This is a genomic window from Flavobacteriales bacterium, assembly GCA_030584065.1.
Classification (GTDB): domain Bacteria; phylum Bacteroidota; class Bacteroidia; order Flavobacteriales_F; family PHOS-HE28; genus PHOS-HE28.
In genome coordinates this window covers 3674794-3688338 of sequence record CP129489.1, presented here as the reverse complement: position 1 = coordinate 3688338, position 13545 = coordinate 3674794, and the positions used below count along the sequence as shown (strand labels likewise).

The following is a 13545-nucleotide window of genomic DNA, read 5'->3' as shown; positions in this document are numbered from 1 at the left end:
GTACTTTGGAGGCCGGCTTCAAGCGAAGCCGCCGAAACCATGGCCAAAGCCGCCGGAGACACCCCTTTGATGCGCCAATATGCGGCGATCAAGGGAAAGTACCCGGACGCGATCCTGCTGTTCCGCGTCGGAGACTTCTATGAGACCTTCGGCAGCGATGCCATCACCGCTGCGCGCGTCCTGGGCATCACGCTGACGCGCCGGAACAACGGCGGCAGCCAGGACGAGCTGGCCGGCTTCCCGCACCATGCCCTGGACAACTACCTGCCCAAGCTGGTGCGCGCCGGGTTGCGGGTGGCGGTGTGCGACCAGCTGGAGGACCCGAAGCAAGCGAAGACCATCGTGAAGCGCGGCGTGACCGAAGTGGCCACGCCGGGCGTCTCGTTCAGCGACCAAGTGGTGGAGCGGCGCGACAACCATTGGCTGGCCGCCCTCTGCGGCGGGCCGGGCGCCTACGGCCTCGCCTTCCTGGATGTCACCACAGGGGAGTTCCTGGTGGCGGAGGAGCCCGCCGAGCCGATGGGCAAGCTCCTGGCCGGCCATGCGCCCCGCGAGCTGCTGGTGCCCAAGGGGGCGAAGGATCCCTTTCTCCTCGAGAGCCAGGGCCGGCTGCACAGCTTCGGCCTTGACGATTGGGCCTTCGCAGAGGAGTTCGCCCGGGAGCGGCTGCTCGGGCAATTCGGCACCGCCACCCTCAAGGGCTTCGGCATCGAGCACCTGAAGCTGGCCCAGCGTGCCGCAGGCGCCGTGCTGCACTACCTGGGCGAGACCCGGCACGAGCGCCTTGCGCACATCTCCTCCATCCGCTGGCTGCGGCCCTCGGACCATGTGGGCCTGGACCGCTTCACCATCCGTAACCTGGAGCTCGTGTCGCCGGTGAACGATGGGGCCCGCACCCTGCTGGAGAGCATGGACCGGTGCGCCACGCCGATGGGTTCGCGGCTGCTGAAGCGTTGGCTGCTGCTGCCGTTGCTGGACCGGAGCGCCATCGAGGAGCGGCTGGACCGCGTGCAGGGCCTGATGGCCGCCCCTGCCGTGGAGGAGCGGTTGGCCCACGCGCTCCCCCGCATCGGCGACCTGGAGCGCCTCGCCGGAAAGGCGGCGGCGGCGCGCATCGCGCCGCGTGAGCTGCTGCAGCTCGCGCAGGCGCTGGAGGCCGCGCAGGAGGCGCGCGACGCCCTTGCCGGCGGCGGTGACGCCCTGGTCCGTGCGGCGGCGGGAATCACCCCGCCGCTGGAGCTCGCTGCAGGCATCCGGTCGGCCATCGAGCCGGAGACACCGGCCACCCTGGCCAAGGGCGGCGTCATCCGCGGGGGCGTGCACGCGGAGCTCGATGAGCTGCGGCACGTGACCACCCATGCCAAGGAGCTGCTGCTCGAGGTGCAGCGCCGCGAGATGGAGCGCACCGGGATCGGCTCCCTCAAGGTCGGCTACAACAACGTCTTCGGGTACTACCTGGAGGTGCGCAATGCGCACAAGGAGAAGGTGCCATCGGAATGGGTGCGCAAGCAGACGCTGGTGGGTGCAGAGCGCTACATCACCGATGAGCTCAAATCGCTGGAGGAACGGATCCTGGGCGCCGAGGAGCGCATCCTGGCGCTGGAGGGCGAGCTATACAGCGCCCTGGTGCAGCGCGTGGTGGAGCGGATCGGCGACGTGCAGGGCTGCGCGCACGCCGTGGCCGCCCTCGATGCGCTGCGCTCCTTCGCGCTGAGCGCTGCCGCGCTCGGCTACTGCCGTCCGGTGATCGATGAAGGCCGGGTGCTCGACATCCGCGACGGGCGCCACCCCGTGATCGAGCAGCAATTGCCGCCGGGAGAGGCCTACGTGGCCAACGATGTGCTGCTCGATCCCGATGAGCGCCAGCTGGTGGTGATCACCGGCCCCAACATGAGCGGGAAATCAGCGCTGCTGCGGCAGACGGCCCTCATCGTGCTGATGGCGCAGGTGGGCAGCTTCGTGCCGGCGCGCGCGGCGAGGATCGGCCTGGTGGATCGCATCTTCACGCGGGTGGGCGCCAGCGACAACCTGAGCACCGGCGAAAGCACCTTCATGGTGGAGATGAACGAATCGGCGAGCATCCTCAACAACCTCACCGACCGCAGCCTGGTGCTCCTCGACGAGATCGGGCGCGGCACCAGCACCTACGACGGCATCTCCATCGCCTGGGCCATCGCCGAGTACCTCCACGAGCACGCCGCACGGCCCAAGACGCTCTTCGCCACGCACTACCATGAACTGAATGAGATGGCCGCCACCTTCCCGCGCATCCGCAACGCCAATGTGGCGGTGCGCGAAGTGGATGGGCGCGTGCTGTTCCTGAGGAAGCTGGTGCCGGGCGGGAGCGACCGCAGCTTCGGCATCCATGTGGCGCAGATGGCCGGCATGCCCAAGGCGGTGGTGGAGCGCGCCAGGAAAGTGCTGGCCCATCTGGAGCGCACCCATGCGGGCGACCTGGGCGAAAGCGGACCGGAACCCGCACGGCGGCCGAGCCCCAGCCTCAAGGGCATGGCCCCCGAGCCCCAGCTGAGCTTCTTCCAGCTCGACGACCCCGCGCTCGAGGGCATCCGGGAACAGCTCACCGAGCTGGACATCAACACCCTCACCCCGGTGGAGGCGCTGTTGAAGCTCAACGAGATCAAGCGGATGGCCGGGGCCGGCACCACCAGGCTCCGGAAAGCCTGATTCGATCGGCGGACCATGGATTTGCAGTGATTGTTCCGTCGCCTATATTTGCGGCCCCTACGCGAGAGTAGCTCAGTTGGTAGAGCACGACCTTGCCAAGGTCGGGGTCGCGGGTTCGAGTCCCGTTTCTCGCTCAAGCCGATGCCTCCTTCACGGGAGGCATCGTTGCTTTGCGGCCTGGCCATCCGCGCCCGGGTGGTGAAATGGCAGCCACGAGGGACTTAAAATCCCTTGGTCCGCAAGGGCCGTGCGGGTTCGAGTCCCGCCCCGGGCACCGGCGCATGCCGAACATCCGCTCGTCAGGAGCGCTCTATGCGCAGCAGCCCGGTGCTTCTTGCCGGTAAGGGGGGTAACAAAGGTTCTATTGACCCTTCCCGCGCCGGCCGTGACTTTTGGCCCGGCACAAACCTGCCGCCTGTCATGAAGCACGTCCTGGTTCCCTTCCTGCCGCTCCTCGCGCTGTTGGCCAGCACCGCCCAAGGCCAGCTCATCCACGAGCGCTCTGCCCGCTGGGGTGGCAGCGGCATCGACCAAGGGGCCGCCGTCGCCCTGGCTCCGGACGGCGCCATGCTGGTGAGCGGCACCTTCAACGGCACGATCGACCTTGACCCCGGACCCGGCCAGGTCAACGTCACGGCGACGCCGGCCGGAACCGCCAACTGTTTCGCCGTGAAGCTCGGGGCGGATGGCAGCTTTGCATGGGGCTTCGCCCTGGCCAAGTCCGGCATTCCGGCAGGCGTGGCATTCGATACGGCCGGCGATGCGCTTGTAGCGTGGTCGTTCAATGGTGCGGCCGACGTCGATCCCGGACCGGGTCAGCAGCTGACCCCGAACCAGGGGAACCACACGGCCGTGCAGCGGCTCGATGCGGCAAGTGGCGCGCTCATCAGCCACTTGGTGATCACAAGCCCGGTGGGCCAGTTCTTCTCCTCGGTGCATTCCACGCTGGGCCTGGAGGCCGCCCCTGACGGCGGCTTCGCCATCCACGGCTCGTTCGGGGACAACCTCGACCTGGACCCCGGCACCGGCACGGCCGTGGTGAACTCCAATGGCGGCGCCGATGCATTCATTGCGCGGTACGCCGCCGACATGAGCTTCGCATGGGGCCTGGGCCTTGGAGGCAACGGCAACTTCACCGACCAGACGAGCGATATCCGCTTCGATGCGGACGGGGCATTGTATGCGGGCGGATTCTTCAACAGCGGCACCGACTTCGACCCGGGAGCGGGCCAGGCCGTCATTCCGCCGGCCAGCAGTGGCCGCGATGCCTGCGTGGCCAAGTACGGCGCCGATGGCAGCTACCTCTGGCACGCCCGCATGCTGTCACCGGGATCAAGCGATGGTGTGTTCGGCCTGGAAGTGGCCGATGGGCAGGTGCTCCTGATGGGCGCCTATGAAACGTCCGTGGATGCGGACCCTGGTCCGGACACGCAGACGCTCAACCCCATCAGCAACCAGGCCGGCACCTACTTCGTGAAGCTCTCGGCCAGCAGCGGGGAGCTCGCATCGGCCGCTCAGTTCGACCAGCTCATCCAACCGGCGGGCGGTGCAGCGGCCAACACCCACCGGCGCTCCATGGCGCTCACCGGCGATGGCCACTTCGTGATCGCAGTGGAACTCGCCTTCGGTGTCCTGGACATGCAGATCGGACCGGGCGTGACCAACCTGCAGCCCAATTCGGGCGTGTTCGACATCGGTCTGGCACGTTACGCCTGGGATGACCTTGCCCTTGCGGGTGCGGTGCGCGTCGGCGGAACCACCGGCAGCGACAACTGCCGCTCCATCGCCGCCAACGGAGCGGGGCAGTTCCTCCTCGGTGGTGAATACCGCTCCACCACCTTCAACGTGAACCCCAGCAGCAGTGCGGTGAACCTGAGCAACGCGGGCAGTTCGGACGGCTTCGTGGCCCGCTTTTCCTGGTCGGACATCAATACGGCTGTTACGATCCGTACAGGTACGTCCATGTCAGCCTACCCGAACCCCTTCATGGACCGCATCACATTCACCGGAACCGGTGTCGGACATGGACGCATCTTGGATGCATCCGGTCGCTTGGTGGCGGAACGGCAAGGCTCCCTTCCGATGGCCATCGATCTCGGGGAGCTCCGTCCGGGGGCCTACATCGCTCACATGGAGGATGAGCGGGGGGCGCGGAGGCTTTCCTTGGTAAAGCACTGACCGATAAGGCTCAACCCAAGCACCTCAGGTTGCTGGGAACTAGCTGGCCGTATGATCGACCGGGGCTGAACGGGGCGCAGAACGCCCCTTACTTCACCAGGTACATCGCCTCCTTCACAGCGCGCACCACCTTCGGCACGCTGGGGAGGGAGGCATCGATAAGGTTGGGTGCGAAAGGCAGCGGCGTGTCCGCCTGGTTCACGCGCAGCACCGGGGCATCCAGGTGGTCGAAGGCGTCCTTCTGCACGCGGTAGGCCACTTCACTGGCGATGCTGGCGAAGGGCCAGTTCTCATCGACCACCACAAGGCGATTGGTCTTCTGCACGCTGCGGATGATCGTGGCATGGTCGAGCGGGCGGATCGTGCGCAGGTCGATCACCTCGGCCTCGATGCCCTCACTGGCGAGTTCCTCGGCCGCGCCCAAGGCCACCTTCATCATCTTGTTGAAGGAGACGATGGTGACGTCCTTGCCCGTGCGCTTCACATCGGCCACGCCGATGGGCAGCAGGTACTCGCCCTCGGGAATCTCGCCCTTGTCGCCGTACATGCGTTCGCTCTCCATGAAGAGCACGGGGTCGTTGTCGCGGATGGCGGCCTTCAGCAGGCCCTTGGCGTCGTAGGGGTTGCTGGGGCTGATGACCTTGAGGCCCGGGATGTTGGCGTACATGGCCTCGAAGCTCTGGCTGTGCGTGGCGGCCAATTGGCCGGCACTGCCGTTGCCGCCGCGGAACACGATGGGCACGTGGAACTGCCCGCCGCTCATCTGCAGCATCTTGGCCGCATGGTTGATGATCTGATCGGCCGCCAGGATGGCGAAGTTCCAGGTCATGAACTCCACGATGGGGCGCAGGCCGTTCATGGCTGCGCCCACCCCGATGGCGGTGAAGCCCAGCTCGGCGATGGGCGTGTCGATCACGCGCTGCGGCCCGAACTCCGCCAGCATGCCCTTGCTCACCTTGTAGGCGCCGTCGTACTCGGCCACCTCCTCGCCCATGAGGAATACGCTGGGATCGCGGCGCATCTCTTCGGACATCGCCTCGTTGAGGGCCTCGCGGAACTGGACGGTGCGCATGGTGCTGCTGTTCGGGGCGCCAAATGTAGGGCCGACGTCCGGTAGCACCGGGCTCAGGCCTCGTCCAGCCGATCGTGCTTGGTATGCGTAGACACCACCCGGCCCGCATCCATCACCACCTCCTGCTTCACCACCCGCACGGCATCGGTACCGGGGCGGATGGGCCGGCCGTGCTCCCGGGCCCAGACGTAGATGAACTCAGCGCCCAGGAAGAAGATCTGCGAGCTGTAGTAGACCCAGAGCAGCAGCGACATGAGGCTGGCTGCGGCACCGAAGGCCGAGGCGGGGTTGGAGAACTGGAAGTAGAAGGTGAGGGCATACTTGCCCACGATGAAGAGCGCCGTGGTGAGGACCGCTCCGGGCACCACATCGCGCCAGGCCACGCGGGCATCAGGGAGGTACTTGAACAGGGCGGCGAAAACGGCCACCGTCATAGCCAGTGAGACGCCATTGGACAGGGCGATCACCACCACTCCGGCACCCCCTGGCAAGAGTTCGGCGATCCTTGCGGCAAAGGCCGTGACCAGCGCGCTGAGGAGGAAGCTCACCACCATGAGGAAACCCATGCCCAGCACGAAGGAGAACGACAGCAGCCGGCTGATGAGCAGGCCGAGCACCGTGTTCCGCGGCCTGGGCTGGATCTCCCAGATGCGGTTGAGCGAGGCCTTGAGGGCATTGAACACGCCCGTGGCGCCCACGATGAGGGTGCCCAGCCCCACCACCGTGGCCACGATCCCGCTGCCGCTTTCGTAGGCGTTGCCCAGCAGGCCTTGCAACGCCATAGCGGTATCAGCGCCGACGAACTGCGTGAGGTGCGTGAACAGCTGGCCCTCCGCCGCTGCCGGGCCCGCCAGCAGGCCCGCCACGGCGATCACCACCACCAGCATGGGCATGATGGAGAAGATGGTGTAGAAGGCCAGGGCCGCCCCCAGGTCGAGGGTGTCGTCCTCCATGTAGGCCTTCACGAGCATGCGCGTGAACCGCCACCCTCTCCGGCCCTTGGCCGCCAACCGGTCAAGCACGACGCGAAGATGAGCCGGTTTCGGCCAGCGGGCATCGGGGCATGGGAAGGGGCGGCCGGCAGAACACCGGCTGGCCTACGGTGGTTACCTTCGCGGCCCGCTCGCAAGCACCCTCTGCTCAAGAGCGCTGAGCCCAACAGCGAACCGTCCAACGCCATCCGCCGATGAAGATCCTTGTCCTCGTCAGCCACGTCCCCGACACCACCGCCCGCATCGCCTTCACCAACGGCGACACGCAATACGATGCCAATGGCGTCACCTTCATCATGAATCCCTATGACGAGTGGTACGCCCTGGTCCGCGCTCTCGAGATCAAGGAGGCCAAGGGCAGCGGTACCGTCACCACCGTGACGGTGGGCGGCGCCGATACCGAGGCCACGATCCGGAAGGGGCTCGCCATCGGGGCCGATGAGGCCGTGCGCATCGATGCGCAGCCCACCGAGGCCCTGCAGGTGGCCGGGCTCATCGCGGGCTATGCCAAGGACAAGGGCTTCGACCTGGTGCTTGCCGGCAAGGAGACGATCGACCATAACGGCGGCCAGGTAGGCGCCATGGTGGCCGAGCTCCTTGACCTGCCCTATGTGCCGCTTGCCAGCAAGCTGGAGGTGAACGGCGACACGGCCACAGTGGAGCGCGATGTCCCCGGGGGCGTGGAGGTGCTGGAGGTGAAGCTGCCCCTGGCCCTGAGCGCCGCCAAAGGCATGGCCGAGCAGCGCATCCCCAACATGCGCGGCATCATGGCCGCCCGCACCAAGCCGCTCACCGTGGTACCTGCTGCGGCCGAGGGCGAGACGGCCCGCACCGTGCGGTTCGAGCTGCCCCCCGCCAAGGGCTCGGTGAAGATGATCCCTGCCGAGGAGGCCGGGAAGCTGATCGAGCTGCTGCACACCGAAGCGAAGGTGATCTGAACCGAACCCATCGTACGGGCGGGAGATTTCCCGCCCCCCAATTCCCTTTCCATGAGCACCATCGTATTCATCGATACCCGCGGCGACAAGCTGCCCAAGGCGGCCCAAGAGGCCGTGACCTATGCGAGCCGGCTCGCCGAGGGCCCCGTCACCGCCGTCACCTTCGGCGGCGCTACCGGCCTGGAGGCCTTGGGCGCCAACGGCGCGAGCAAGGTGATCGTGGCCCGGAGCATCACCGCGCTGGACAGCCAGCAGCTGACCCGCCTGGTGGCCGATGCGGCCGCCAAGGAAGGCGCCACCACCATCGTATGCGTGCACGATGCCACCGGCAAGGCGGTGGCGCCGCGCCTGGCCGCGCGGCTGAAGGCTGGCCATGTGGCCGGCGCCACCGGGCTTCCCGAGGGCGGCCGCTTCAAGCGCAACGTGTTCAGCGGCAAGGCCCGCGCCGAGGTGGAGGTGAGCACCCCGATGAAGGTGGTGAGCCTGTCGCCCAACAGCATCGCCATCGCCAACAACGGCGGCAGCGCCAGTGTGGAGGAGTACAGCGGCGACCTCGGTCCGGCGCGCATCACCGTGAAGGAATTGCGCAAGGCCGGCAGTGGCATCCCCCTGCCCGAAGCGGAGCTGGTGGTGAGCGCCGGCCGCGGCATGAAGGGCCCTGAGCACTGGGCCCCCGTGGAGGAGCTGGCCCGGGAGCTCGGCGCCGCCACGGCGTGCAGCCGCCCGGTAGCCGACATGCACTGGCGCCCGCACCACGAGCACGTGGGGCAGACCGGCGTGGCCATCCGCCCCAACCTCTACATCGCCATCGGCATCAGTGGCGCCATCCAGCACCTGGCAGGCGTGAACCAGAGCAAGGTGATCTGCGTGGTCAACAAGGATCCCGAGGCCCCCTTCTTCAAGGCCGCGGACTACGGCATCGTCGGCGATGCCTTCGAGGTGCTGCCCAAGCTCATCGCGGCAGCGAAGAAGCTCAACGCGGAACGCTGACGATAGGCCGCCCCGGGCGATCGGCCGGCGACGGGCAACCGGCGACCGACCGGCCCTACCAACGGCGCGAACAGCTACCTTCACGGCCCGCACGGAAGAGGATGGACAAGGTCGAGCTGCGGTTCCTCCGCATCACGTACAGCCACACGCACGCGGGGGCCTATGCCCTCATCCTCTCCGAGGTGCTCGGCGAGCGCCGCCTTCCCATCATCATCGGGGGCGTGGAAGCCCAGGCCATCGCCATCCAGGTGGAGAACATCAAGCCGGCCCGGCCGCTCACGCACGACCTGTTCAAGAACGTGGCCGACACCCTCGGCTTCAACCTGAAGGAGGTGATCATCAGCGACCTGGTGGAGGGCATCTTCCACGCCAAGCTGGTGGTGGAGCAGGACGCGCGCGAGGTGGAGATCGACGCGCGCAGCAGCGATGCCATCGCTCTGGCCCTGCGCTTCGACTGCCCCATCTACACCTTCGAGCCCATCCTCAGCGCTGCCGGCCTGAAGGTGGAGGAAGGCGAGGAAGAGAAGGAGGGCGAGGGCGGCCAGGAGCGCAAGGGCCGCGAGAAGAAGACGGTGACCAGCGCGAGCATCGATGAGCTCCGCGGCATGCTGGAGGAGGCCCTCGAGAACGAGGATTATGAGCGCGCCAGCAAGCTGCGCGACGAGATCAAGCGGCGCGAGCAGACGAATTAGCGCCGACGGTGCCTGCGGCGGCGGGCCGCGCCGCAACGGCGAGAAACCGCATCTTCGCTACCCACACCCCCACCGCATGGCCAAGCCGCTCCGCTTGCTCGCGCTCCTCGCGCTCATCCACATCGCCGCACCGGCCATGGCGCAGGGCGCTCCGGCGCCGCTCACCGGTCCGTCGGGGCTCTCCATCGTGCGGGGGCTGCTGGGCATGGCGGTGATCACCGCCATCGCCTGGCTGTTCAGCGCCAAGCGCAGGCAGGTCGATTGGAGGGTGGTGGGCATCGGCCTCGCTTTCCAACTGGCCATGGCACTGCTCATCCTCTATGTGCCGCCGGCGCAGTGGCTGTTCGAGGTGGTGGGCAAGATGTTCGTGAAGGTGCTCGACTTCACCAAGTCGGGCAGCGAGTTCCTGTTCCGCAGCCTCCTCGATGTGAAGAGCTTCGGCTTCATCTTCGCCCTTCAGATCCTCCCCACCATCATCTTCTTCAGCGCGCTCACCAGCGTGCTCTTCTACCTCGGCATCATCCAGAAGGTGGTGTATGCCCTGGCCTGGGCCCTGAACCGCACCATGCGCCTGAGCGGCGCCGAGAGCCTGAGCACCGCCGGCAACATCTTCCTGGGCCAGACGGAGGCCCCGCTGATGGTGAAAGCCTACCTGGACAAGATGAACCGCTCGGAGATCTTCCTGGTGATGACGGCCGGCATGGCCACCGTGGCGGGCGGCGTGCTGGCGGCCTATGTGGGATTCCTGGGCGGCGATGACCCCGTGCAGCGGCTCTTCTTCGCCAAGCACCTGCTCACCGCCAGCGTGATGGCCGCGCCGGGCGCGGTGGTGGTGGCCAAGGTGCTCTTCCCGCAGACCGAGCCCATCGAGAGCCGCATGGAGGTGAGCATGGAGCGCGTGGGCACCAACCTGCTCGATGCCATGAGCAACGGCACCACCGAAGGGCTGAAGCTCGCCGCCAACGTGGGCGCCATGCTCCTGGTCTTCTTCGCCTTCATCGCCATGGCCAACTACGGCTTCCAGAAGCTCGGCCAGGTGACGGGGCTGAACCCATGGGTGGCGCAGGTCTCCGGCGGCAATTTCTCCCAGCTCTCGCTGGAGTTCATCCTGGGCTACCTCTTCGCGCCCATCATGTGGCTGATCGGCGTGGCGGGGGAGGACATCACCCTCACCGGCCGGCTCGTGGGCGAGAAGATCATCGCCAGCGAATTCGTGGGCTACGAGAGCCTGGCCTCACTGAAAGCGAGCGGCGCCTTCGCCCATCAGCGCAGCATCGTCATGGCCACCTACATGCTGTGCGGCTTCGCCAACTTCGCCAGCATCGGCATCCAGATCGGCGGCATCGGCTCATTGGCTCCCAGCCGCCGGCAATGGCTCAGCGAGTTCGGGCTGCGCGCGCTGCTGGGCGGGACGCTCGCCTCGCTGCTGAGCGCCACGATCGTGGGCATGCTGGTGTGATCAGCGGCCGGCCACGGGCCCATCGCTCACCGTGCCGTTCACCGCCGGCCCCTGCCAGATCTCGCGGATCACGCCATCGAGCAGCGCCTTGCTGGTGTGCAGCGCATCGATGTACTGGGCGCGGTCGGCGGTGATCGCGCTTGGCCCGGCGAAGTCGCAATAGGCCGCGGTGGAGCGCATGAGCTCCTTGTACGCGGCTATCCCAGCGCCGAGGCCCAACGCCTCCTCCATCCGATGCACCTCGTCGTGCACCGGCAGGTCGATGATCACCAGGCGTATGCCGCGCTCCCTGCACCGTTCGGCCACGCGGCGCAGCTCCGTTGCGAAATGCGGCGCCGGGGCATACTGCTCCAGCACGGCCCGTTCGTTACTGATCACCTTGGCCCATTGGTCATCGGCGATCCCCTCGGCCTGCACGCCGCCCCAATGCGCCCGCGCGTCCAGCCAGGCCTTCCCCAGCACGTCCCGGTCCGTGAGGTAGCGCACGGCGCTCGACGCGGCCCATGCCGGGCCCTCCCAGATGTCATAGTCCTGCGCGGCGCTCCAGTTGCGGAAGCCGGTCTGCAGGTACACCGTCTCCAGCTTCGCCAGGCTGTCCGCGTACCAGAAGGTCCGGAGCATGCTGGGGGTGTTGCCGCCGGGCACGCCGAAGTTGTAGAGCGGCCGGCCGGTGATGGACGATACCAGCCCGGCATCGAACCGCGTGAGGCGCGAATCGCCGATGATGATGTCGGCCACCGGCGCGCGGCGGTACTCGATGAGCTTCCACGTGAGCGTGTAGTGCGGCATGGTGGCACCGCTGTGCCGCAGGTTGGCGCGGCGCGTCTCCAGCGGCACGGGGCCCGGGCCGTCGAAGTAGTTGAACGGGTCGATCCACGCCACGCCGCCCATCAGCAGCACGAAGGGCAGCGCCACAAGCAGGATCCAGCGGAGGAGGCGGTGCATGGCTCAGAACTGGAAGTAGATGAACTGGCCGCCGCCGTGGTAGGCGCCGTAGTAGATGATGGCCCCCACGAGCCCCACGTACACCGCCCACCGCGCAGGGGCCGGCATGCGGGCCAGGAAGGCCGCGGCGCCCCAGCGCGCCTGCACCAGGTGGACGGCCTCCATGAACACGATGGCCGCGAACGCGATGCCGAGCTCCGTGGCACCGAGCCCGAGCGCCTGCACCATGGCCTTGGCCTGCGCGGGATCGAGCCAGGCCGCATGCCCGGTGAAGGACGCCTGCACGATGTGCATCGCATCGCCGATGTCCGCGGCGCGGAAGAAGACCCAGCCCACGAGCACGAGCAGGATGGTCCACGCCACATTGAGCCCATGCGACAGGCGGGGCAGCCGGGCCAGGCCAGACGCCGCAGCCAACCGGTCGCGCAGCGGGGCGAAGACGATGGCCAGCACCAGGTAGGCGCCATGCAGCGCACCCCAGGCCACGAAGGTCCAGTTGGCGCCGTGCCAGAGGCCGCTCACCAGGAAGGTGATGAAGAGGTTGTAGTACCAGCGCCACTTCACCGTGCGGTTGCCGCCCAATGGGATGTAGAGGTAATCGCGGAACCAGGTGCTGAGGCTGATGTGCCAGCGCTTCCAGAACTCGCTGATGCTGGCTGCATGGTAGGGCTGCCGGAAGTTGAGCATGAGCGAGAAGCCGAGCACCCGCGCCGTGCCGATGGCGATGTCGCTGTAGCCGCTGAAGTCGCAGTAGATCTGGATCGCGAACAGCACCGTGGCGAGGGCCAGGACGGGACCGGGGAAATCGTGCGGCGAGCCGTACACATGGTTGACGGCCACGGCCACGCGGTCTGCGATCACCACCTTCTTGAACATGCCCCAGGCCATCAGGCGCAGCCCGGTGGCCACCCGCGCCGCATCGAACACCTGCACCTGGCGGAACTGCGGCAGCAGCGAGCCCGCGCGCTCGATGGGGCCCGCCACGAGCTGCGGGAAGAAGGCCACGAACACCGCGAAGATCCCCGCATGGCGCTCCGGCTTCACCACCCCCTGGTACACGTCGATCGTGTAGCTCATGGTCTGGAAGGTGTAGAAGCTGATGCCCACGGGGAGCAGGATGTCGAGCACCGGGGCCTGCCAGTCGATGCCCACCGCCTGCGCCACGGACCCCGCCGAGGCCACGAAGAAGCCCAGGTACTTGTAGAAGATGAGCAGGCCCAGGTTGGTGGTCATGCTCAGCCAGAGGTAGGGGCGCCGTGCCCGCTTGTCCGGCAGCTCCGACATGCGGTAGGAGCAGAAGTAGTCGACCAGCGTGCTGAAGGCGATGAGCAGCGCATACTCGGGCCGCCAGCTCATGTAGAACCAGTAGCTGGCGATCAGCAGCAGGACCCACCGGCGATTGGGCGGCAGCAGGAAGAACAGCCCCGTGACGACCGGGAAGAAGACCAGGAAGTCGAGCGAGTTGAAGAGCATGCTTCCTGCGTGCGGGGTGCGGCGAAGCTACCGGGGCACCGGGGGCGCCGCCCCTTGCGACCGGCGCGATGGTGCACAGGCCGGTGTTCACAGGCAACGGCGCGAGGATCGCCATGGGCGC

General features: G+C 67.4%; 10 protein-coding genes and 2 tRNA genes. 8 read left to right on the top strand and 4 right to left on the bottom strand.

Going from position 1 to position 13545, the window contains the following annotated elements; translation table 11 throughout:
- Positions 1-39: 39 nt before the first annotated feature.
- The 4 genes from mutS (at position 40) to QY325_15340 (ending at position 4863) form a co-directional block, all read left to right on the top strand.
- On the top strand, positions 40-2685 hold the full coding sequence (gene mutS, locus QY325_15355; GenBank protein ID WKZ66128.1) for a DNA mismatch repair protein MutS: 2646 nt from the start codon (positions 40-42) through the stop codon (positions 2683-2685).
- Between the two features lie 61 nt (positions 2686-2746).
- Positions 2747-2819 (top strand) — tRNA-Gly (locus QY325_15350).
- A 55-nt stretch (positions 2820-2874) separates the two neighbouring features.
- Positions 2875-2959: transfer RNA gene (locus QY325_15345), tRNA-Leu, on the top strand.
- Positions 2960-3105: 146 nt separating this feature from the next.
- Positions 3106-4863 carry a T9SS type A sorting domain-containing protein gene (locus QY325_15340; GenBank protein ID WKZ66127.1) on the top strand — a complete coding sequence of 586 codons (1758 nt, stop codon included), beginning with the start codon at positions 3106-3108 and terminating at the stop codon, positions 4861-4863.
- Positions 4864-4951: 88 nt separating this feature from the next.
- On the opposite strand, the gene QY325_15335 is transcribed toward QY325_15340, so the two are convergent.
- Together QY325_15335 and QY325_15330 are read right to left on the bottom strand one after the other, a co-directional pair.
- Positions 4952-5983: a pyruvate dehydrogenase complex E1 component subunit beta gene (locus tag QY325_15335; protein WKZ66126.1), complete on the bottom strand. Its 1032-nt coding sequence runs from the start codon at positions 5981-5983 to the stop codon at positions 4952-4954.
- 5 nt (positions 5984-5988) lie between these two features.
- On the bottom strand, positions 5989-6957 hold the full coding sequence (locus QY325_15330; GenBank protein WKZ66125.1) for a YihY/virulence factor BrkB family protein: 969 nt from the start codon (positions 6955-6957) through the stop codon (positions 5989-5991).
- 164 nt (positions 6958-7121) lie between these two features.
- Between QY325_15330 and QY325_15325 the strand changes: the two genes are divergently transcribed.
- The 4 genes from QY325_15325 (at position 7122) to QY325_15310 (ending at position 11006) form a co-directional block, all read left to right on the top strand.
- The gene (locus tag QY325_15325; GenBank protein ID WKZ66124.1) at positions 7122-7865 is read left to right on the top strand and encodes an electron transfer flavoprotein subunit beta/FixA family protein; all 744 of its coding nucleotides are present in this window, start codon (positions 7122-7124) and stop codon (positions 7863-7865) included.
- 51 nt (positions 7866-7916) lie between these two features.
- Positions 7917-8855, top strand: a complete 939-nt coding sequence (locus QY325_15320) for an electron transfer flavoprotein subunit alpha/FixB family protein (protein WKZ66123.1) — start codon at positions 7917-7919, stop codon at positions 8853-8855.
- A 101-nt stretch (positions 8856-8956) separates the two neighbouring features.
- Positions 8957-9547 (top strand): bifunctional nuclease family protein, encoded by a 591-nt coding sequence (locus QY325_15315; protein ID WKZ66122.1) that lies wholly within the window; start codon positions 8957-8959, stop codon positions 9545-9547.
- A gap of 136 nt (positions 9548-9683) precedes the next feature.
- Positions 9684-11006 carry a nucleoside transporter C-terminal domain-containing protein gene (locus tag QY325_15310; protein WKZ67996.1) on the top strand — a complete coding sequence of 441 codons (1323 nt, stop codon included), beginning with the start codon at positions 9684-9686 and terminating at the stop codon, positions 11004-11006.
- On the opposite strand, the gene QY325_15305 is transcribed toward QY325_15310, so the two are convergent.
- Positions 11007-11951 carry a hypothetical protein gene (locus QY325_15305; protein WKZ66121.1) on the bottom strand — a complete coding sequence of 315 codons (945 nt, stop codon included), beginning with the start codon at positions 11949-11951 and terminating at the stop codon, positions 11007-11009.
- A 3-nt stretch (positions 11952-11954) separates the two neighbouring features.
- Positions 11955-13424, bottom strand: a complete 1470-nt coding sequence (locus QY325_15300) for an MBOAT family O-acyltransferase (protein ID WKZ66120.1) — start codon at positions 13422-13424, stop codon at positions 11955-11957.
- Between the last annotated feature and the right edge of the window lie 121 nt (positions 13425-13545).